Raw genomic sequence first — 20281 nt, 5'->3', positions numbered from 1 at the left:
CGATCTGTCGATGTTCGGCACCGATCCGTGGTGGCTGGTGGTCGGCAAGGCCCTGGCGGTCTTCGTTTTTCTGGTGCTCACACCGCTCGTGGCCATCTATGCCGAACGCAAGATCATGGCGTGGATGCAGATGCGCGTCGGGCCCAATCGGGTGGGTCCGTGGGGACTGTTGCAGTCTCTGATGGACGGGATCAAGCTCGCTCTGAAAGAGGGAATCACTCCGACCGGCGTCGACAAGCCGATTTACATTCTGGCTCCGATCATTTCGGTGGTCCCTGCCTTCATGGCCTTCGCGGTGATTCCGTTCGGTCCCGAGGTGTCGGTGTTCGGCACTACGACTCCGCTTCAGATGACCGACCTGCCGGTGGGGGTTCTGTACATCCTCGCGGTCACCTCGGTGGGTGTGTACGGGATCGTCCTGGCCGGTTGGGCGTCGAGTTCGACGTATCCGTTGCTGGGTGCACTACGTTCGACGGCTCAGGTCATTTCCTACGAGGTTGCGATGGGGCTTTCGTTCGCTGCGGTGTTTCTGTACGCGGGCACCATGTCGACGTCCGGAATCGTTGGTGCGCAACAGAACACCTGGTACGTGTTCCTGTTGTTGCCGTCGTTTCTGGTGTACGTGACGGCGATGGTGGGTGAAACCAACCGCGCGCCGTTCGACTTGCCCGAGGCCGAGGGGGAGTTGGTGGGCGGGTTCCACACCGAATATTCCTCCTTGCGTTTCGCGATGTTCATGCTTGCCGAGTACATCAACATGGTCACGGTGTCGGCGCTCGCGACCACGTTGTTCCTGGGTGGCTGGCGGGCTCCGATTCCGTTGAGTCTGTGGAGCGGTGCCAATTCCGGGTGGTGGCCGGTGCTGTGGTTCGTCGCCAAGGTGTGGGTGTTCCTGTTCGTCTTCATCTGGTTGCGGTCGACGTTGCCGCGGTTGCGTTACGACCAGTTCATGAACTTCGGCTGGAAGATCCTCATTCCCGTCGCTCTGATCTGGGTAATGGTGATCGCGACGGTGCGGGTACTGGGGGCCGGGCGATACGACGTACCTCTGGTCACGTTCGTGGTGTCGACGATCTTTGCAGTCGCCGTCCTGGGTTCGCTGCTGCTCCTACTGCGCCGCCGCGCGCGCACACGAAACCTGCCGCCTGCTGCACCCGTCGCACCGTTCGACGCTGCGGCGGGCGGGTTTCCCGTACCTCCCATTCCGAAGCAGGGCACGAACATCGCGAGCCGGCACGCCGGCGCACGGTCCACCGTGGCCGCGTCCCAGAAGGAGAACGCCGATGCCTGAATTCCTCGGTCCTATAGCAGGTTTCGGTGTCACCTTCGCCACCATGTTCAAAAAGCCCGAAACCGAGCTGTATCCGGAGGAGAAGAAGCCGACCGAGGTGCGTTATCACGGCCGCCATCAGCTCAACAGGTACGCCGACGGGCTCGAGAAGTGCATCGGTTGCGAACTCTGTGCGTGGGCCTGCCCGGCCGACGCGATCTATGTCGAAGGTGCCGACAACACCGAGACCGAGCGATTCTCGCCGGGCGAGCGATACGGCGGGGTCTACCAGATCAACTATCTCCGGTGCATCGGCTGCGGACTGTGTGTGGAGGCCTGTCCCACACGGGCTCTGACGATGACCAACGAATACGAACTGGCCGGTGACAACAGAGCCGACCTGATCTACGAGAAGGATTCGCTGCTGGCACCGCTGGAGCCGGACATGGTGCCGCCGCCGCACGCGATGGCACCGGGGTGTTCGGCAGAGGACTACTACCGCGGTGCCGTCACCGGTGCCGAGAGCAAGGCCGACACCGATCGAGGGCCGGTTCGATGACTGCCACCGTTCAGCTCGCGCTCGAGGCAACCTCCACCGGCGAGGCCGTGCAGTTCTGGACCCTCGGTGTCGTTGCGGTCATGGGTGCACTGGGTGTGGTGATGAGCACGAAGGCCGTCTACTCGGCACTGTTCCTCGCGGCCACCATGGTCGTTCTCGCTACCTTCTACATGGCCCAAGGGGCCCTGTTTCTCGGTGTCGTGCAGATCGTCGTCTACACCGGCGCGGTCATGATGCTGTTTCTGTTCGTCCTGATGCTCGTCGGGGTCGACACCTCGGAGTCGTTGACCGAGACACTGCGCGGGCACCGTATCGCGGCCGTCGTCATCGGAATCGGCTTCGGGCTGTTGATCATCGGGGTGCTGCTGCGCGACTCGGCCCGCGCCGGGCGACTCGATTTCGCCGGACTCGACGCGGCCAACTCCACCGGAAACGTAGAAGGCCTGGCCGAGCTGATCTTCGTCGAGTACGTCTGGGCGTTCGAGCTGACCGGCGCGCTGTTGATCACGGCCACCATCGGGGCGATGATTCTGGCGCACCGGGAGGCTCTGGGACCGGTGAAGGGTCAGCGGGAGATGTCGCAGGACCGGTTCCGTGACGGCTCCAGGGTGACGCCGCTGCCGAGCCCCGGTGTGTTCGCTCGTCACAACGGCGTCGATCGACGGGCTCTGCTCCCGGACGGAAGCGAGTCGGACTCGTCCGTCAACGCACTGTTCGCCGATCGAGGCATCGAGTACAAGGTGGACGGGGGTGACGCGCGATGAATCCAGAAAATTACCTCTACCTGTCGGTTCTGCTGTTCACGATCGGCGCAGCGGGCGTCATCGTCAGGCGCAACGCCATCATCGTGTTCATGTGCATCGAATTGATGCTCAACGCAGTCAATCTCGCGTTCGTCACGTTCTCTCGCATGCACGGCAATCTCGACGGCCAATTGTTCGCGTTCTTCACCATGGTGGTCGCTGCAGCCGAGGTGGTGGTGGGCCTGGCGATCATCATGGCCATCTTCCGTTCTCGTCGCTCGATCTCGATGGACGAGAACAATCTGATGAAGAACTGACGGGGGAGCAGAAACGATGTCGATCCTGTGGCTTCTCCCGGCTCTGCCGGCCTTCGGTGCGGCCGTCCTTCTGCTCGGTGGCCGGCGCTGCAACTCGTGGGGCCACCTTCTCGCGACGGCCGCCGCGGTGTCGTCGTTCGTTGTTGCGGCGCTGGTGTTCTCGTCGATGCTCGGACGGGACGAGTCGGACAGAACACTCACTCACACGCTGTTCCGCTGGGTGCCCGTCGACGAATTGCAGGTCGATTTCGGCATGCGTGCCGATCAACTCTCGATCTGTTTCGTCCTGTTGATCACCGGGGTCGGATCACTCATTCACGTGTACTCGATCGGGTACATGAGCCATGACCCGGAGCGGCGACGCTTCTTCGCGTACCTCAATCTGTTTCTCGCAGCCATGCTGCTGCTGGTGCTGGCAGACAATTTCCTCGGCCTCTATCTGGGGTGGGAGGGTGTCGGTCTGGCGTCGTACTTGCTCATCGGATTCTGGCAACACAAGCCATCGGCAGCGACGGCTGCTCGAAAAGCGTTCGTGGTCAACCGCGTCGGCGATATCGGCTTGGCCATCGCCCTGATGATCATGTTCGTGAACTTCGGGTCTGTGCAGTACGACGTGGTGTTCGCGGGAATCGGGAACGCGGGTGAATCGGTGGCGACCGCCATGGCACTGATGTTGCTGCTGGCGGCCTGCGGAAAGTCGGCCCAGGTGCCGCTGCAGTCGTGGCTCGGCGACGCGATGGAGGGCCCGACGCCGGTCTCCGCACTCATCCACGCGGCGACGATGGTCACCGCCGGGGTGTATCTCATCGTCCGATCCGGACCGGTGTTCGAGGCCTCGCCGGTGGCGCGGGCGGCGACCGTCACGGTCGGCGCGGTGACGTTGCTGTTCGGTGCCGTCATCGGTTGTGCGAAAGACGACATCAAGAAGGCGCTCGCCGCCTCGACGATGAGTCAGATCGGGTACATGGTGCTCGCGGCCGGACTCGGCCCGTCCGGTTATGCCTTCGCCATCGTGCTGCTGCTGTCGCACGGATTCTTCAAGGCAGGCCTGTTCCTGGGGGCCGGCTCGGTGATGCACGCGATGAACGACGAGACCGACATGCGACGGTTCGGCGGGCTCCGTGCCGCGATGCCGATCACGTTCGTCACGTTCGGTCTCGGCTACCTCGCCATCATCGGAGTTCCGCCGTTTTCCGGTTTCTTCGCCAAGGATCCGATCATCGAGACTGCGTTCGCGGCCGGGGGAGCGGCAGGTGTGGTGCTGGGCTGCGTCACGTTGCTCGGTGCGGGCTTGACGGCCTTCTACATGACTCGGGTGATGCTGATGACGTTCTTCGGCCCGAAACGCTGGTCGGCGCAGGCACATCCGCACGAAGCGTCGGCGACCATGACGGCTCCGATGATTCTGTTGGCCGTCGGCTCGGTGGCATCGGGTGCCTTCCTTGCGGTGGGTGGACGCCTCGAGACGTGGCTGGAACCGGTGGTGGGATCGGCGCACGAAGAACACGCGATACCTGCCTGGGTCGTGACGGTCGCAGTTTTGGCGGTGGTACTCGTGGGTGCAGGCGTCGCGTACCGGAAGTACATCGCTCGTGACGTTCCCCCGACTCCACCCGAGGACGTATCGGTGCTGACCAGAGCCGCACGCGCTGACCTGTACGGCGACGTCTTCAACGAGGCAGCATTCATGCGGCCCGGTCAAAAGCTCACGAACACAATGGTATTCGCCGACAAGGCGGGTATCGACGCGGTCGTGGACGGGGTGGGGAGATCCATCGGCGGAGTATCCACTCGATCGAGGCGGCTGCAGACCGGATTCGTACGGTCCTATGCGTTGGCGATGTTCGCGGGGGCAGTTCTCGTCGTGCTGATGGTGGTGGTCCTGTGACGTTCCCCTGGCTGACCGTCCTGTGGGTTCTGCCGATTCTCGGCGCGATTGTCGTCGCCCTGGTGCCGGCCGATCGACCGACGATCGCACGCAGCGTCGCCGTGGGCTTCGCCGCCGGCACACTCGCGGTGTCGGTGGTACTCGCCGTGGCATTCGACTCCGGTGGCGATCGCTACCAGTTCCTCGAAGACCATTCGTGGATAGCGGCATTCGGTGCGCGCTACACGCTCGGCCTCGACGGAATAGGCCTCGTGCTGGTGTTGCTCACCACCGTTCTGACCCCATTGCTCCTCGTCGCGGGCTGGCACGACGGCAGCCGTGTGGCGAACTACGGATCGCGCCGGGTCTCGCACACCTACATGGCGTTGATCCTGGTGGTCGAGTCCATGGTGCTCGTCTCGTTCCTCGCGTTGGACGTATTGCTGTTCTACATCTTCTTCGAGGCGATGTTGATTCCGATGTACTTCCTCATCGGTGGTTTCGGTGGTACCGAGCGCACGCGTGCCGCGGTGAAGTTCCTGCTGTACAACCTGTTCGGTGGCCTGGTGATGCTGGCTGCCGTCATTGGGTTGTACGTCGTCACGGCCAGGCCCGACGGCCCGTTCGACGGCGGCACGTTCGATCTGCGCGCGATCGCGGATGCGGCGTCATCGGGGGGACTCGGTGTGGATCCGATGGTTCTGAACGCGCTGTTCCTCGGCTTCATGTTCGCGTTCGCGATCAAGGCACCGCTGTGGCCGTTCCACACGTGGCTACCCGACGCTGCAGTGCAGTCCACCCCGGCGACTGCTGTGCTGATGATGTCGGTGGTGGACAAGGTCGGCACCTTCGCCATGCTGCGCTTCTGCCTCGAGCTCTTTCCAGGTTCGTCGCAGACGTTCGCCCCATGGATCATCACGCTCGCGGTGATCGGAATCGTGTACGGCGCGATACTGGCGATCGGTCAGACCGACATGATGAGACTCATTGCCTACACCTCGATTTCGCACTTCGGGTTCATCATCCTCGGCATCTTCGCGATGACCGGTCAGAGTCAGGCCGGTGCCACGCTGTACATGGTCAACCATGGAATCTCCACCGCCGCATTGTTCTTGATCGCAGGCTTTCTCGTGTCCCGTCGTGGTTCACGCGCGATCGCCGACTACGGCGGCGTCCAGAAGGTCGCGCCGGTGCTCGCCGGAACGTTTCTGATCTCTGGTCTGGCCACGCTCTCGCTACCCGGTCTTGCCCCGTTCATCAGCGAATTCTTGGTGCTGATCGGCACATTCGGTCGCTACGGCGTCGCCGCAATCGTGGCCACCGGTGCGCTCGTGCTGTCGGCGATCTACATTCTCTGGCTTTATCAGCGGGTGATGACGGGGCCGGTCCGAGAGGGCAACGAGAAGATCTCCGATCTCGTTCCCCGTGAGGCGTTGGTGGTGATCCCGTTGCTCGCGCTGCTAGTCGTGTTCGGGGTGTACCCGAAACCGGCACTCGACATCATCACTCCGGCAGTGCAATCCACGATCGTCGACAGTGCAGGAGGTCAACGATGACCACTCCCGAAGTGCAGTACGGTCTGCTGTCGCCCATGCTGATCGTCTTCGGTGTCGCGGTTCTCGGGGTTCTCGTCGAGGCGTTCGTACCGCTACGTGCTCGTCGCGCAACCCACGTGGGTCTCGCTCTGGCAGGGCTGGTCGGCGCCCTAGCGGCAGTGCTCGGCCTGGCCGGCACCGAGGCAGCCGCGATGAACGGGGCCGTCGCGATCGACGGACCGACTCTGTTCCTGCAGGGAACCATTGTGCTCGTGGCAATTCCGGCCATTGCACTATTGGCGGAGCGCACCGTCGCCGTCACCGGGGCCGGGGCCGATCGCCGCATCGACTCGTTCACTCCGCAGGCCTCGACCACGCCGGGCAGCGTGGCAGAGAAGCAGGCCATCGATGCAGGCGTCGCCCAGACCGAGGTCTTTCCACTGGCGATGTTCGCGATCGGCGGCATGCTGCTGTTTCCGGCGTCCACGGATCTGCTGACGATGTTCGTGGCGCTGGAAGTACTGTCGTTGCCGCTGTATCTGCTGTGCGGACTAGCGAGACGACGACGACTGCTCTCTCAGGAAGCAGCCCTCAAATACTTTCTGCTGGGCGCGTTCTCGTCTGCGTTCTTCCTGTTCGGAGTCGCGTTCCTCTACGGCTACGCCGGGACGGTCCGATTGGACGGCATCGCCGACGCCATCACGGCAAACGGTCAGGGCAGATCACTCGCGCTGATCGGAACCGCCTTGCTCGCGGTGGGTCTGCTGTTCAAAGTCGGTGCCGTGCCTTTCCATTCGTGGATTCCCGACGTCTACCAGGGTGCCCCTACTCCGGTGACGGCGCTGATGGCCACCGTGACCAAGGTGGCGGCCTTCGGTGCGATTCTGCGAATCTTCGGAATGGCGCTGCCCGGTCTCGAGTCGAGTTGGCGTCCGATGTTGTGGGTTATCGCCATCGCGACGATGGTGCTCGGTTCGGTTGTCGCGGTGACGCAGACCGACGTCAAACGGATGCTGGCCTACTCGTCCGTGGCGCACACCGGGTTCATCCTCACCGGAGTGACTGCGCTGGGTAGTTCGAGTGATGTTCGTGATTCGGGGGTGTCGGCCACGATGTTCTACCTGCTTGCCTATGCCTTCAGCACGCTGGGTGGATTCGCGGTCATCGGTCTGGCCCGAGACGAACGCGGTGAGGTGAGCGACCTGGAGCGATGGGCGGGTATCGGTCGCCGCTCGCCGCTCGTCGCCGCTGTGTTCGGTTTGTTCCTGCTCTCGTTCGCCGGGATCCCGCTCACCAGTGGGTTCATCGGTAAGTTCGCGGTGTTCAGCGCAGCCTCGGGTGCGGGGGGAGCCGCACTGGTCGTGGTCGGAGTGGTGTGCAGTGCGATTGCAGCGTTCTTCTACGTGCGCGTGATCGTGCTGATGTTCTTCACCGAACCCAGCGAACGGACCGCTACGGTGGTGCGTCCTACCGCGCCGGTGGCCTGTGCGATCGGGGTGTCGGTGGTCGTCACCGTGGCACTGGGAGTCTTTCCTCAGCCCGTTCTCGATATCGCCGCGCGGGCCGGGAACTTCCTCTAGCTCGTACAGGCTTACTTCGCGGACTTCATTCGCTGCTTCCACGTGTGCGAGCCGGCGCCGACGGGGATTCCACCGATGGCTCCCGCGAGGCCGAATGTCGGCATGTTGACGTAGATCGCTTCACTGTCCTGGGCTGTCGCGGTATAGGTTTCGTGCCATACGCCGACATGGCCGGTCGCAGCGACCGATCGGTTGAAGGCACGCCATGCGGGGGCATGTGGTGCGTCGGGATCGGAGGCGAATCGCGTCAGGTCTTCCGCGTTGCGCCAGTAACTGACGAGCATGGTGGTGCGGCCCAACCACGAGTGGTAGCCGAGCAGTCCGGAGGTGGGATCCTGCTCGAGGTGGCTGAGCATCCGCGGCATCGCGCGCGCGGCAGGAAGCCAGGAGCGAACGGCAAGGGGGTTGTTGATGCGCATTCCGATGAGGAAGACCGTGACGGTGTCGCGGTCGGATTCGACCGTGGTGCGGCCGTCGATGATGGATTGCATGACGTGTTCCCGTCTGTTCGTTTCGGGGCCGAGTGCATGGCGTGACACTGTTATAAAACACCGTTGTGATAGATTTCGCAAGTGGCGAGACCCAGAATTCACGATGCCGAACTGCGCACCCGGCTACTCGAGGCCGCGGCGGAAACCGTTGCGCGCCATGGCGTCGATTCGTTGTCGTTGCGTAAACTCGCGGCCGCGCAGGGCACCTCGACCACGGCCATCTACTCGCTGTTCGGCGGTCGAGCGGAGCTGCTGGTGGCTTTGTTCGGCGCGTCGTTCTCGAGTTTCGGTGACGCGCAACGCAGCGTTCCTGTCACCGGGGAATCCGAGGTCGACCTGCGCGAACTGGCATATGCGTACCGCCGCTGGGCCATGGCCAACCCACACCTCTACGCAGTGATGTTCGGCGGAGTGCTCGGTTCGGTCGACGTGTCCGATCAGGCACACCTCGCGGCCGCCGCGATGGATCCGCTTCGGGCGGCGGTGGCGAGCGCCGTCGAGGCAGGTACGATGAGCGGCGCGTCGGTGGACGTGATCAGCCACTCGTTCTGGGCGATCGTGCACGGTCTGGTGTCGCTCGAGTTGTCGATACCCGGGATGGCCGACGACGAGGATCGTCGGGTGATGTTCGACGCCGGGGCGGCGTCGGTGCTGCGCGGGTGGATGCGTCAGTAGGTGCGCGGTATCCCGATGATCTTGGTGGCGTCGACGGTCATGCCCAACCGTGCTGTCGGAGCGAGCGCGGGCAGGGCCGGAAGATCGTCGGGGGTGGATGTGGCGGCACCGATCACGTCGGCACCGGCGATCTCGAAGTCGGAGATCGCTCGCCGAAGATGGCTGGGAGTTGTTGCGAGCACCAGATTCACAGCACCGATCTCAGTAGCCAGTGGGGTGGCGCGCTGCGCATTCTGCACCGTCGAATTCGCAGTGGACTCGGCGTGAATGCGGTCGGCCGCAATCTCGTTGTCGATCAGCCACTTCTTCATCGCTTCGGCTTCGGTGACGCCGCGCTGCGGATTTCCACCGGTGACGATGATGGGTGATTCGGGGGAACGCTCGGCGACCGCGGCAGCGGATTTCAGTCGCTGCACCAGTTCCGATGCCATACTGCCGTCGTCGTTCAGGCCCAGGCCGAGCACCACGATTGCCGTCCTCACGCCATCGGTCGCAGGCGCGAAGTCGATCGCCTCCGTCGCCGCCTCGTCGATGACTTCGATAGCCCGATCCGCCGCATCGGCAAGCGGGGGAGACAGGGCGCGCAGGCGGGCCGAGTGCAGCGCTCGCGCGTCGGCATCATCGGTTGCGTTGGCGTAGAACGTCTGCAGTGCTGCGACATTGGCATCGTTCGGTGCGGCGGTGGCAACCGCGTCCAGTGCGGCGAAACCGGCCTCGTAGCGACCCTTGACCAGAGCATTCTGCGCATCGTTGTACTGCTGCGCGTCGGCCGAACGTACTGCGTCGGCAATCGTTGGGGTCGAGATCGGCGCAGCGGGCTCGGCCGTCGCCGAACTGGATCCCATGGCGAGCCCGAACACGGCGACACAAGAGACCACGGCAACGCGAATCGACGGTTGTTCTCGGCCGGATCGCATTGTCGGCTGCCCTCCTGAACGATGACGGGTTTTCGTCACCCTAGCTCAGTTCGGTGCCAGTGTGGCTGGTGTGATCCGAGTTGCTCGAGTTACAGGAATGTACTTCGGTGTCGGCTGAACTCGATCGTCACATCGTGACCGGAGCGCGTCCGCGGTCGGCTGGTTCGATGGTCACCTCGGCGTCGGGAAGGAAAACTCGCTCGGTCGTGGTGGTTCCGTCGACGCCGTCGGTGACCGTCACCGCCACGTTCTCGGCAACCTGCCCAGCGCTTTCGATGAACCCGGTCGCGACACCCTCCTCGATGAGGAGATGATCACCCACCAACAGAAGAAGCTCATCCGCCGTCACCGTTCGCCTGCCGCCCACATCTTCGATTGTCATGAATCCCACCGTAGTGTGAATTGTCCGAATGGGTTGTTGCTGGGGCTTCGCACTCTGTTTCGGGCGGGTCGTTCGGCAGGAGCCACTTCGTGCTCGACAATCGCAGTATGAGCTTCACCGCGCCCACGCCCGATCCCGTCGACGGTCCGCTCGTCGGTGACGACAGACCCATTCTCGAAGGAATGCTGCGTTGGCATAGAGCCACGTTGTCGAACATCTGTGCCGGTGCCGATGCCGAACAGCTTGCGCAACGCCCCTTCTCGCACTCGACGCTCTCCCTCCTCGGACTCGTCCGGCACCTCGCGAAGGTCGAACGCATCTGGTTTCGAGAGCGACTGGCGTCGATGTCGTTCGACCCGATGTACGACGCTGCGTTGGGTAAGGATTCCGACTTCCTGGGCGCGACGGCATCGAGTGCAGAGTCGGACTTCGCGCGATTCGCTGCCGAGTGCGAGGCCTCGGACGTGGTCGCTGCCCAATACTCGTTCGAGGATCCGGTCGACTGTCGCGGCGGGCCGATGTCATTGAGGATGGTCTACGTGCACATGATCAGTGAATATGCGCGGCACAACGGGCACGCAGACATCATCCGCGAACAGATCGATGGAGTCACCGGCCGCTGAGGCATACCGTAGACACACCAACAGGCCCCCACACGGAAGAAGGTGTCGAGTGACCGACTCCGATGCAGGATTCGACCCGAGCTCACTGCGGCCGTCGTTGTTCATCGACGGGCAATGGCAGGGAGCCGGTGACGGCGGGACCCGCGACATCGTCGATCCGTCCAACGGCAGCGTGGTGGCCGTCGTCGACGAGGCGACACCCGACGATGCCCTGGCTGCGGTTGCCGCGGCGCGGGCAGCGTTCGACGACGGCCCCTGGCGCTCGGTGACGGTGGGTGAGCGCAGTGATCTGCTCAATCGCATCGCGGACTTGCTCCAACGGGACAAGGCGAAGTTGGCGCATATCGAGACCCTCGATACCGGAAAGACGTTCGGCGAGAGTGAGATCGATATCGACGACGTCACCTCGGTGTTCCGCTTCTATGCCGATCTCGCTGTGGTGCAGGCAGATCGACTGATCGACGTCGACCGTCCGGAAATTCTGAGCCGAGTGGTGCACGAGCCCATCGGTGTCTGCGTCATGATCGCACCCTGGAACTACCCGCTGTTGCAGATCTCGTGGAAAATCGCCCCCGCCTTGGCTGCTGGGTGCACCATGGTGCTCAAACCCAGCGAGGTGACGCCACTGAGCACCATCGCGTTCACCAAGCTCGTGGAAGAAGCGGGAGTGCCTGCCGGTGTGGTCAACCTGCTGCAGGGCAGCGGCGCAACGCTCGGAGATGCGCTCACCAGGAACCGCGACGTCGACTTCATCTCCTTCACCGGCGGACTCGCCACTGGCAGGCACATTCTTGCCGCGGCCGCGGAGAACGTCACGAAGGTGGCGGTGGAACTCGGGGGAAAGAATCCACACATCGTGTTCGCCGACGCGGTGGCCGACGAGCAGTCGTTCGCCGATTCGGTCGACAACGTACTGACCGGAGTGTTTCTGCATTCCGGTCAGGTGTGTTCGGCCGGTACCCGATTGATCATCGAGGAATCAGTGGCCGACCGGTTCGTGGCCGCCGTGGCAGAGCGCGCGAAGACCATCGTGATGGGGCCGGGTATGGACCCGGCCAGTGAGACCGGACCGCTGGTGTCGCAGGCGCAGCGCGAGAAGATCGAAGGCTTCGTGGCGACGGGTATCGAGGAGGGGGCCACCTTGGTCATAGGAGGTACCAAGCCGGACGATCCGTCCTTGAGCAAAGGTAGCTATTTCCTGCCCACCATCTTCGATCACTGCGATCGGTCGATGAATATCGTGCAAGACGAGACGTTCGGGCCCATACTCACTGTGGAGCGATTCGACACCGAGGCCGAGGCGCTTCTACTGGGTAACGATACGAATTACGGTCTCGCCGCGGGTGTTCGGACGTCCGACGCCGCGCGAGGCGAAAGAATGGTGCGTGGGCTTCGTCATGGAACGGTGTGGCTCAACGACTTCGGTGTCTACACGGCGGCCGCGGAATGGGGCGGCTTCAAGCAGTCCGGGAACGGCCGCGAACTCGGACCGTCCGGTATGTCCGAATATCAAGAAGCGAAGCATATTTGGCACAACACCTCACCTACAGCGGCGGGGTGGTTCGGTACCCGATAGAGCACGATGGGAAAGGCCACAGGCATGGCAATACTGAACGACAATTCGAGCGGAATGGACGATTTCGGCTACAAGGAATCGCTCGACCGCAGTCTCGGCAAATTCGCCAGCTTCGCCGCAGGCGTCAGCTACATCTCGATCCTCACCGGCACCTTTCAGCTGTTCTACTTCGGCTTCGGCACCGCCGGACCGGCATACCTGTGGTCGTGGCCTGCGGTCTTCGTCGGTCAGCTCTGCGTGGCACTGTGCTTCATGGAGTTGGCAGCGAAGTATCCGGTGGCGGGATCGGTGTACAACTGGGCGAAGCTGTTGGGCCGCAGGATCGTCGGTTGGTCGGCGGGCTGGTTGATGCTCACGGCATCGATCGTGACACTGGCCGCCGTTGCCCTCGCTCTGCAGCTGAATCTGCCACGTATCTGGAGCGGATTTCAGATCATCGGTGACGGCTCGGGTGCCACCGACTTCGCGGCCAATGCAGTGCTGCTCGGTGCGATTCTGATCGCCATCACCACCACGATCAACGCGCTGGGCGTTCGATTGATGGCGATGATCAACAGTGCGGGTGTGTTCATCGAACTCATCGCGGCCGTGCTCATCGCGATCTTGCTCGCGGCCAACATCACTCGGGGACCCGAGGTGTTCTTCTCCACCAACGGCTACGGTGCCGGTGAGAGCGGCGGCTACCTCGGTGCCTTCCTGGTCGCGTCGCTGGCGTCGGGATACGTCATGTACGGATTCGACACCGCGAGCTCGCTCGGGGAGGAAACCGTCGAACCTCGGCGCACCGCTCCCAAAGCGATCTTTCGCGCCATCCTCGCCTCGTTCGTCATCGGTGGAGCCATCCTGGTGTTCGCCGTCATGGCCGCGCCGGACCTGAACGATCCTTCCCTCGGCAGCCCCGACGGCAGCCTGCAATCCATCGTCGAATCGGTGATGTGGGGCCCGCTCGGCACCGTCTTCCTCATCTGCATCGTCATTGCGGTCTTCGTCTGCTCACTGGCAGTACACACCGCGGCGATCCGGCTCACGTTCGCCATGGCGCGAGACAACGCGTTGCCCTTCGGCGAAAGCCTGGCCAAGGTGAATCCGAAGACGCAGACCCCGGTGGTGCCCGCGGTGACCATCGGAGTGCTGGCCATCGTGATCCTCGTCGTCAACATCGGTCAGCCGCAGATCTTCACGGTCCTCACCTCGATCGCGATCATCATGATCTATCTCGCGTATCTGATGGTCACCGGACCACTGTTGGTCAAGCGCATCAAAGGCGAGTGGCCGCCGGAGGATCTCAAACCCGGCGGATACTTCACGATGGGTAAGTTCGGCCTGCCGGTCAACATTGCGGCGGTGGTGTGGGGTGCCGGGATGGCGCTCAACCTCGCCTGGCCGCGCGAGGCCGTGTACGGAACCCCCTGGTACAACACGTTCGGTGCGTTCGTCTACATCGGTGGCATCCTGGGCGTGGGCCTGCTGTGGTACGCAATCAAGGGGCGCAAGCACATCGGCACTCTGAAATCACATGCCTCCACGGGCAACTAGAAGGAGCGTGCAGTGACAGACACCCAGTTCGATTACGTCGTCGCGGGAGGTGGCACGGCGGGGTGCGTCCTGGCCGCGCGGCTGAGCGAGGATCCTTCCGTCAGCGTCTGCCTGGTCGAGGCAGGTCCCACCGACGTCGGCGACAAAGCGATCCGGGAACTCGTCGAGTGGATGCATCTGCTCGACTCCGGCTATGACTGGGACTACCCCGTCGAACCGCAGGAACGTGGCAACAGCTTCATGCGGCATGCGCGTGCGAAAGTGCTCGGCGGTTGCTCGTCGCACAACTCCTGCATCGCTTTTCATCCGCCGGCGGAAACTCTCGACGATTGGGCCGCGGCCGGTGCGACGGGCTGGGGCGCGTCGGACATCCTGCCGTTCGTTGCGCGCGTAGAGAACAACGACACCGGCCGCGGTCACGACGGACCCGTTCGAATCCGCGATGTGCCGCCGCACGATCCATGCGGTGCAGCAGTGCTCGAATCGGCCGCCGGAGTAGGGCTTCCCACCGTTGCATTCAACCGCGGGACGCCGGTACTCAACGGTGCCGGCTGGTTTCAGATCAACGCGGGTGAGGACGGGTCGCGTATGTCTACGTCCCATGCCTACCTGCACCCGATCATCGGATCGCGGCCCAACCTCGAGGTGCGCACCGACTGCTGGATCAGCGAGATTCTGATCGACGAGTCGCTGACCGCGACGGGTGTGCGGTACCAACGCCCCGACCTGACCGGTTACGACACCGTGTCCGCGCGACGCGAAGTGATCGTCACCGCCGGTGCCATCGACACTCCGAAGTTGTTGATGCTCTCCGGAATCGGACCGGCGGCACAGCTGCAGGAGATGGGAATCACCGTTCGGGTCGATTCACCGGGAGTGGGAGAGAACCTCGACGACCACGTCGAGGGGCTGGTGTTCTGGGAGGCGAGCAAGCCCATGGTCACCACGTCCTCGCAGTGGTGGGAGATCGGCGTGTTCGCGCAGACCGACTCGTCGCTGAACTACCCGGACATCATGATGCACTACGGCAGCGTGCCGTTCGACATGAACACTCTCCGGTGGGGTTATCCGAGCACCGACAACGGGTTCTGTTTGACGCCCAACGTCACCCAGGGTCGTTCTAGGGGAACTGTTCGGTTGCGCAGCAGGGACTTTCGCGATCGCGCCAAGGTGGATCCGCGCTATTTCACCGACCCCGACGGCCACGACGACGCGGTGATGCTCGCCGGTCTGAAGCTGGCGCGCGCTATCGCCGCAGACGGTCCACTCGCGGGTTGGATCGAACGCGAACTCGCACCCGGGCCCGATGCCGTCACCGACGATGATCTGCTCGACTACGTGCACAAGACCCACAACACGGTCTATCACCCGGCAGGCACGGCACGGATGGGATCGGTGGACGACACCATGGCCGTGCTCGATCCCGAGTTGCGCGTCAAGGGCATCTCGAACCTACGCGTGGTCGACGCGTCGGCGATGCCGAAGCTGCCGTATGTCAATCCCAACATCACGGTCATGACCATGGCGGAAAAGTGCGCCGACCTGATCCGTGGCGGATAGATCGGAGCTTGCCGACTTCCTCGGCGCGCACCCACCGTTCCAAGGCGCGTCACCTGCGGTACTCACCGACATCGCCGGAGCTGCCGTCGAACTCGACTATGCCAGTGGCGCATGGGTTGTGGGCCCGACGTCGAAGCTCGATGTGGCCGACACCGTGTGGGTGGTGCGTACCGGTCGAGTGGTGATCGTGCACTCCGACGACACCTCGCCCGCCGCCGTACCGATCGACACCATCGGTCCGGGCGGGGTCTTCGGTTTCTCGGCGTTGCTTGTCGGCGGGACGGTCGAATTCTGTGCGCGCGCAACCGAGCCGAGCACCGTTCTTCGGTTGCCCGGGGAGCTGATTCGACCGCTGTTCGCAACGCCGACCGGGCTGGCGTTTCTGGCCGACGCCGTCACCTCGGCCAGCACGCATCGCGGTGGGGCGGCCGAGGGTAGTGCCGGCCGCGCCGTCGGCGAACTGCTTTCGGCCCCACCGGTGTTCGTCTCTGTCGGAACCTCCGTCCGAGACGCAGTTCGGCACATGACCGAACAGGGCAGCTCGTACGTCCTGGTTCCGCTGCGAGGTTCGCGCTACGGAATATTCACCGACCGTGACCTCAGGGTGCGGGTGGTCGCCGCGGGAATCGGCGTCGACACTCCGGTCGAGCACGTCATGACGTCGCCCACAGAGACGGTCACCGCGGACCGGTTGGCCGGCACCGTCCTGATGGACATGCTCGAGCTGGGACTGCGGCACATGCCCGTCGTGTCCAGCCGAGGCGAGGTTCTCGGCGTCGTCGAGGACTCCGATCTGCATGCCGCGTCCACGCGTCGCAGCTTCGTGGTTCGTCGCGCGGTGACCTCGGCAACGACATCGGCCGAACTCGCCGACGCAGGAAGGCTCGTTCCGGGATTGGTGGCGGACCTGTTCCGGGGTGGGACCGACGCCCTGGCCGTCAGCGCGATTCTGTCCGTCGTGGTCGACAGCCTCGTTCGCCGAGCCGTGGAGATCGAATGGGCGGCGCGGCCCGAAGTACCGCGACACAACTTCGCCTGGATCACCCTGGGCAGCGTCGCCCGACGGGAGGCGATGCCCTCCTCGGACGTCGACAGCGCTCTGACTTGGTCGGATACCACCGCCGACCCCTACGTACGTGGACGATCGAACTCGGTGCCGAGAACTCGCGACGAAGTGCTGATGGGCCTGGCCGCGCGGGTACACGCGAGCCTCGACGGTGCCGGGTTGCCGTCCGACACCAACGGTGCGGTTGCGAGCTCGCCGAGATTCGCACGCTCGGCCGGGCAATGGGAAAGTGCCGCGGCCCACTGGCTCAGCAACCCCTTCGGCGATCGTGGCAAAGCAGGAACCACTGGTCGTTCCGCAGGCTCCACTCCGGCTGGGGACTCCGGCCTCATCATGTCGTCGCTGATGATCGACGGCAGGGTGGTGTGGGGCCCGCGGGAGTTGAACACCGTTCCCGAGGCCTATCGCCGACTGCTGGTCGACAACCCCGATGCACTGCGGCTGCAACTTCGCGACGCCCTCGCCGGACGGGCCAGGCTGCGTTCGCTGCGCGACGTGCTGGCGCGGCGCGGCGGTACGTTCGACCTCAAGGCCCATGCACTGACTCCCATCGTCAATCTCGCTCGGTGGGGTGGACTGTCGGTCGGAATGGCCTCGGCCTCGACACCGGCGCGTCTGGCGGCCGCGTCGGGCAACGGGATGCTCTCCGAACGGGACGTCACCACGTTGACCGAGGTGTTCGCGCTGCTTCAACGGCTGCGGCTGTCACACCAGATCGATCAGATGACGGCAGGCCATCGGCCCGGCGATGTGCTGATCATGGCCGATCTCTCACCGCTCGAGCGCAGTCTGCTCACCGACGGCATCCGAGAGATCGCCGCGGTGCAACGCCGAGTCGGGTACCTCGCCGCCAATGTCGGCGTGCATCGCTGACCGGGAAGCACCAGACTGTGTGCCGTGACCACCAATCCCGTGAGCGTTCCCACCCCGTCCACCGTCGAACACAACCGTTTGGCGGAGTCACCAGGGGTCAGCGGGCCATGGCGTCAGTGGGGCCCGTATCTGGCGGGACGGCAGTGGGGCACGGTGCGCGAGGACTACTCCGAGGACGGAAACGCGTGGGCGTCGTTTCCGTTCGATCAGGCGCACAAGCGTGCCTACCGCTGGGGTGAGGACGGAATCGGTGGAATCTGCGATCGATTCGGTTTCCTGAATTTCGCGTTCGCCCTGTGGAATCGCAAGGATCCGATTCTGAAGGAACGACTCTTCGGGTTGGCCAACGAGGAGGGGAATCACGGCGAGGACGTCAAGGAGTATTTCTGGGCGATCGACGGCACTCCGACGCACAGTTGGATGCAGTGGCTCTACCGCTACCCGCATGCGGAGTATCCGTACGCGCACCTGCGCGAGGAGAGTGCCCGACGCGGCCGAGGCGACCGCGAATACGAATTGGCCGATACCGGGATCCTGGACGAGAACCGGTTCTTCGACGTTCAGGTCACGTATGCGAAAGCGTCGCCCGACGACATCTGCATCACGATCTCCATCACCAATCACGGACCCGAGGCGGCATCGGTCGATCTGCTGCCGCAACTGTGGCTGCGCAACACCTGGTCGTGGGGGCGCGACGATCGCGGCGGATCGCTCACCCAGCTGACCCGACCGGAACTTCTGGCCGGCGGCCTCGAGGCCGTTGCCGCCGATCACGGCTTTCTCGGTCGGTACTACCTCAGTGCCGAGGGATCGCCGTCAGTGTTGTTCTGCGACAACGAAACCAATGCAGAGTCCTTGTGGGGGCAGGACAACCTGTCGAAGTACCCCAAGGACGGTATCGGCCGACATGTCGTCGACGGCGAACAGGGTGCGGTGAACCCCGAGCAGACCGGAACGAAGGCTGCATTCTGGTATAGATTCGACGACATCGCCTCGGGCGCAACCCAATCGGTGCGACTGCGCTTGTCGCCCCATCGGCCGGACGAGCAGACGTTCGGTGCGGGATTCGACGCGGTCACCGGTGACCGTCGTGCGGAGGCGGACGAGTTCTACGGCGCAGTGATCGGTGCGGACCTCACCGATGCCGATCGACACGTGGCGCGGCGGGCATATGCGGGGCTGTTGTGGACCAAGCAGCTCTACCGCTACGACGTCGAGCAGTGGATCGAGGGCGACAAGGTGGGAGCCCCGGCGCCGCACTCGCGTCAGGACCCCAAGGGCCGTAACGCCCATTGGCGTCACCTCGCACTGGCCGATGTGATTTCGATGCCCGACGAGTGGGAATATCCGTGGTTCGCCGCCTGGGACTTGGCCTTTCACGCTATTCCTCTCGCACATGTGGACCCGGACTTCGCGAAGGAGCAGTTGGTCCTGATGTGCCGGGAATGGGCCATGCATCCCAACGGCCAACTGCCGGCCTACGAGTGGGAGTTCGGCGACGTCAACCCTCCGGTCCACGCCTGGGCGGCCTGGCACGTCTATCGGATCGACGGGTACCAGGATCGCGAGTTCCTGGTCCGGGTGTTCACCAAGCTGCTGCTCAATTTCGCGTGGTGGGTCAACCGAAAGGACTCCGAGGGGTCCAACATCTTCGAGGGTGGATTCCTCGGAATGGACAACATCGGATTGTTCAATCGTTCCGCTCCGCTGCCGCCCGGTTTCCGTCTGGAACAGTCCGACGCCACGAGTTGGATGGCGTTCTACTGCCAGCAGATGTTCAAGATCGCACTCGAGCTCGCGCGCCACGACAGCGCCTGGGACGACGTCGCGACCAAGTTCTTCTCGCATTTCCTCTCGATCGCGAAGGCGGTCAACTCGTTCGGTTCCCAGCACATCTCGCTGTGGCACGAGGAAGACGGATTCTTCTACGACGTCCTCGTCCAACCAGAGGGCGACGCGGTACCGATGCGAGTGCGATCCATGGTCGGTCTGCTTCCCATTCTCGGGGCCACGGAAATTCCGCCCTGGGTCGAGGCGGAGTGCCCGGACCTCGCGGCGCGGCTGCGGTGGGTTCAGCACCGTCGGCCGGAAATGGTCTCACCGCTGCTGGCGCGTCGGGAAGGCAATGAGGTGCGCCTTCTGCTCACCCTCGTGCAGCCCGAACGTCTCAAGCGGATCCTCTCTCGCATGTTCGACTCGGAAGAGTTCTTGTCGGAGTTCGGTATTCGTTCCTTGTCGGCTTCGTACCGCGAGCCGGTCACGTTCGACGTCGACGGTCGAAGCCTGTCCATCGAGTACGAGCCGGGGGAGTCACGGACCGGAATGTTCGGGGGCAACTCCAATTGGCGAGGGCCGGTGTGGTTCCCGGTGAACGTGCTGTTGGCGGACAAGCTGCGCGCCTACGGGCGCTACTACGGCGACTCGTTCACCATCGAAATTCCCACCGGCTCGGGAAACCATCGCACTCTCACCGATGCCGCAGACTTGATCGACAACGGCTTGGCAGGACTGTTCCGTCCTGTCGACGGCAAGCGGCCTGCCGACGGTCGGCGGATCGAATCGAGTTCCGATCCACTGTGGAGTGAGCACCCGACCTTCAACGAGTACTTCGACGGAGACACCGGCGAGGGACTCGGAGCAACACACCAAACCGGCTGGACGGCGTTGGTTGCGCACCTGCTCAGGCCACGTCTGCCGCTGTGATGGCCTGC

17 protein-coding genes are annotated in these 20281 nt (G+C 63.7%); 14 read left to right on the top strand and 3 right to left on the bottom strand.

What is annotated here, in order from left to right; all coding sequences use genetic code 11:
* Nucleotides 1-10 precede the first annotated feature (10 nt).
* From nuoH to nuoN, 7 genes are read left to right on the top strand one after another with little or no spacing between them, the layout of a single operon-like run.
* Complete coding sequence (gene nuoH, locus ASH04_RS16500; protein ID WP_032391636.1) at nucleotides 11-1291, top strand: NADH-quinone oxidoreductase subunit NuoH; 1281 nt, start codon at nucleotides 11-13, stop codon at nucleotides 1289-1291.
* Entirely contained in the window at nucleotides 1284-1829 is a 546-nt protein-coding gene (nuoI, locus tag ASH04_RS16495) for an NADH-quinone oxidoreductase subunit NuoI (protein ID WP_032391511.1), read from the top strand. Before nuoH ends, nuoI begins: the two co-directional genes overlap by 8 nt.
* Nucleotides 1826-2593 (top strand): NADH-quinone oxidoreductase subunit J, encoded by a 768-nt coding sequence (locus tag ASH04_RS16490; protein ID WP_045841818.1) that lies wholly within the window; start codon nucleotides 1826-1828, stop codon nucleotides 2591-2593. The genes nuoI and ASH04_RS16490 overlap by 4 nt, the downstream gene beginning before the upstream one ends.
* Complete coding sequence (gene nuoK / locus ASH04_RS16485; protein ID WP_032383367.1) at nucleotides 2590-2889, top strand: NADH-quinone oxidoreductase subunit NuoK; 300 nt, start codon at nucleotides 2590-2592, stop codon at nucleotides 2887-2889. Before ASH04_RS16490 ends, nuoK begins: the two co-directional genes overlap by 4 nt.
* 16 nt (nucleotides 2890-2905) lie before the next feature.
* The gene (nuoL, locus tag ASH04_RS16480; RefSeq protein WP_045841817.1) at nucleotides 2906-4777 is read left to right on the top strand and encodes an NADH-quinone oxidoreductase subunit L; all 1872 of its coding nucleotides are present in this window, start codon (nucleotides 2906-2908) and stop codon (nucleotides 4775-4777) included.
* Nucleotides 4774-6312 (top strand): NADH-quinone oxidoreductase subunit M, encoded by a 1539-nt coding sequence (locus ASH04_RS16475; protein WP_057474072.1) that lies wholly within the window; start codon nucleotides 4774-4776, stop codon nucleotides 6310-6312. The genes nuoL and ASH04_RS16475 overlap by 4 nt, the downstream gene beginning before the upstream one ends.
* Nucleotides 6309-7871, top strand: coding sequence for an NADH-quinone oxidoreductase subunit NuoN (gene nuoN / locus ASH04_RS16470; RefSeq protein WP_057474071.1), 1563 nt, complete (start codon nucleotides 6309-6311; stop codon nucleotides 7869-7871). Before ASH04_RS16475 ends, nuoN begins: the two co-directional genes overlap by 4 nt.
* Before the next feature lie 11 nt (nucleotides 7872-7882).
* On the opposite strand, the gene ASH04_RS16465 is transcribed toward nuoN, so the two are convergent.
* Complete coding sequence (locus ASH04_RS16465) at nucleotides 7883-8362, bottom strand: DUF4188 domain-containing protein (protein WP_057474070.1); 480 nt, start codon at nucleotides 8360-8362, stop codon at nucleotides 7883-7885.
* An 81-nt stretch (nucleotides 8363-8443) separates the two neighbouring features.
* Here ASH04_RS16465 and ASH04_RS16460 point away from each other — a divergent pair, with 81 nt between their 5' ends.
* Nucleotides 8444-9037: a TetR/AcrR family transcriptional regulator gene (locus ASH04_RS16460; protein WP_032370832.1), complete on the top strand. Its 594-nt coding sequence runs from the start codon at nucleotides 8444-8446 to the stop codon at nucleotides 9035-9037.
* Here ASH04_RS16460 and ASH04_RS16455 read toward each other — a convergent pair.
* Both ASH04_RS16455 and ASH04_RS16450 read right to left on the bottom strand, forming a co-directional pair.
* A complete protein-coding gene (locus tag ASH04_RS16455) occupies nucleotides 9031-9954 on the bottom strand; it encodes a YdcF family protein (RefSeq protein ID WP_057474069.1) in 924 nt (307 codons plus the stop codon). The genes ASH04_RS16460 and ASH04_RS16455 overlap by 7 nt on opposite strands.
* Nucleotides 9955-10081: 127 nt before the next feature.
* A complete protein-coding gene (locus ASH04_RS16450) occupies nucleotides 10082-10336 on the bottom strand; it encodes a hypothetical protein (RefSeq protein ID WP_032370974.1) in 255 nt (84 codons plus the stop codon).
* 107 nt (nucleotides 10337-10443) lie between these two features.
* Between ASH04_RS16450 and ASH04_RS16445 the strand changes: the two genes are divergently transcribed.
* Genes ASH04_RS16445 through ASH04_RS16420 form a run of 6 tightly spaced genes read left to right on the top strand, consistent with a single transcriptional unit; the run spans nucleotide 10444 to nucleotide 20273 of the window.
* Entirely contained in the window at nucleotides 10444-10959 is a 516-nt protein-coding gene (locus ASH04_RS16445; protein ID WP_032366611.1) for a DinB family protein, read from the top strand.
* Between the two features lie 49 nt (nucleotides 10960-11008).
* The gene (locus tag ASH04_RS16440; protein ID WP_057474068.1) at nucleotides 11009-12535 is read left to right on the top strand and encodes an aldehyde dehydrogenase family protein; all 1527 of its coding nucleotides are present in this window, start codon (nucleotides 11009-11011) and stop codon (nucleotides 12533-12535) included.
* Nucleotides 12536-12559: 24 nt separating this feature from the next.
* Nucleotides 12560-14071, top strand: coding sequence for an APC family permease (locus ASH04_RS16435; RefSeq protein ID WP_032407077.1), 1512 nt, complete (start codon nucleotides 12560-12562; stop codon nucleotides 14069-14071).
* 12 nt (nucleotides 14072-14083) lie between these two features.
* Nucleotides 14084-15631: a GMC family oxidoreductase gene (locus ASH04_RS16430; protein WP_057474067.1), complete on the top strand. Its 1548-nt coding sequence runs from the start codon at nucleotides 14084-14086 to the stop codon at nucleotides 15629-15631.
* Nucleotides 15621-17570, top strand: coding sequence for a putative nucleotidyltransferase substrate binding domain-containing protein (locus tag ASH04_RS16425; protein ID WP_057474066.1), 1950 nt, complete (start codon nucleotides 15621-15623; stop codon nucleotides 17568-17570). Before ASH04_RS16430 ends, ASH04_RS16425 begins: the two co-directional genes overlap by 11 nt.
* Nucleotides 17571-17594: 24 nt before the next feature.
* Nucleotides 17595-20273 (top strand): MGH1-like glycoside hydrolase domain-containing protein, encoded by a 2679-nt coding sequence (locus ASH04_RS16420; RefSeq protein ID WP_235580029.1) that lies wholly within the window; start codon nucleotides 17595-17597, stop codon nucleotides 20271-20273.
* Nucleotides 20274-20281 lie beyond the last annotated feature (8 nt).

The sequence above is a fragment of the Rhodococcus sp. Leaf233 genome (assembly GCF_001426165.1).
Classification (GTDB): Bacteria; Actinomycetota; Actinomycetes; order Mycobacteriales; family Mycobacteriaceae; genus Rhodococcoides; species Rhodococcoides fascians.
Note: the sequence above shows the minus strand (reverse complement) of the source record. Positions and strands in the feature narration are given on the sequence as shown.

What these genes read in the sequence shown, in the direction of transcription:
- nuoH (WP_032391636.1), top strand. Translation starts at nt 11, where the DNA reads ATGTTCGGCACCGATCCGTGGTGGCTGGTGGTCGGCAAGGCCCTGGCG.
- nuoI (WP_032391511.1), top strand. Translation starts at nt 1,284, where the DNA reads ATGCCTGAATTCCTCGGTCCTATAGCAGGTTTCGGTGTCACCTTCGCC.
- ASH04_RS16490 (WP_045841818.1), top strand. Translation starts at nt 1,826, where the DNA reads ATGACTGCCACCGTTCAGCTCGCGCTCGAGGCAACCTCCACCGGCGAG.
- nuoK (WP_032383367.1), top strand. Translation starts at nt 2,590, where the DNA reads ATGAATCCAGAAAATTACCTCTACCTGTCGGTTCTGCTGTTCACGATC.
- nuoL (WP_045841817.1), top strand. Translation starts at nt 2,906, where the DNA reads ATGTCGATCCTGTGGCTTCTCCCGGCTCTGCCGGCCTTCGGTGCGGCC.
- nuoN (WP_057474071.1), top strand. Translation starts at nt 6,309, where the DNA reads ATGACCACTCCCGAAGTGCAGTACGGTCTGCTGTCGCCCATGCTGATC.
- ASH04_RS16465 (WP_057474070.1), bottom strand. Translation starts at nt 8,362, where the DNA reads ATGCAATCCATCATCGACGGCCGCACCACGGTCGAATCCGACCGCGAC.
- ASH04_RS16455 (WP_057474069.1), bottom strand. Translation starts at nt 9,954, where the DNA reads ATGCGATCCGGCCGAGAACAACCGTCGATTCGCGTTGCCGTGGTCTCT.
- ASH04_RS16450 (WP_032370974.1), bottom strand. Translation starts at nt 10,336, where the DNA reads ATGACAATCGAAGATGTGGGCGGCAGGCGAACGGTGACGGCGGATGAG.
- ASH04_RS16445 (WP_032366611.1), top strand. Translation starts at nt 10,444, where the DNA reads ATGAGCTTCACCGCGCCCACGCCCGATCCCGTCGACGGTCCGCTCGTC.
- ASH04_RS16435 (WP_032407077.1), top strand. Translation starts at nt 12,560, where the DNA reads ATGGCAATACTGAACGACAATTCGAGCGGAATGGACGATTTCGGCTAC.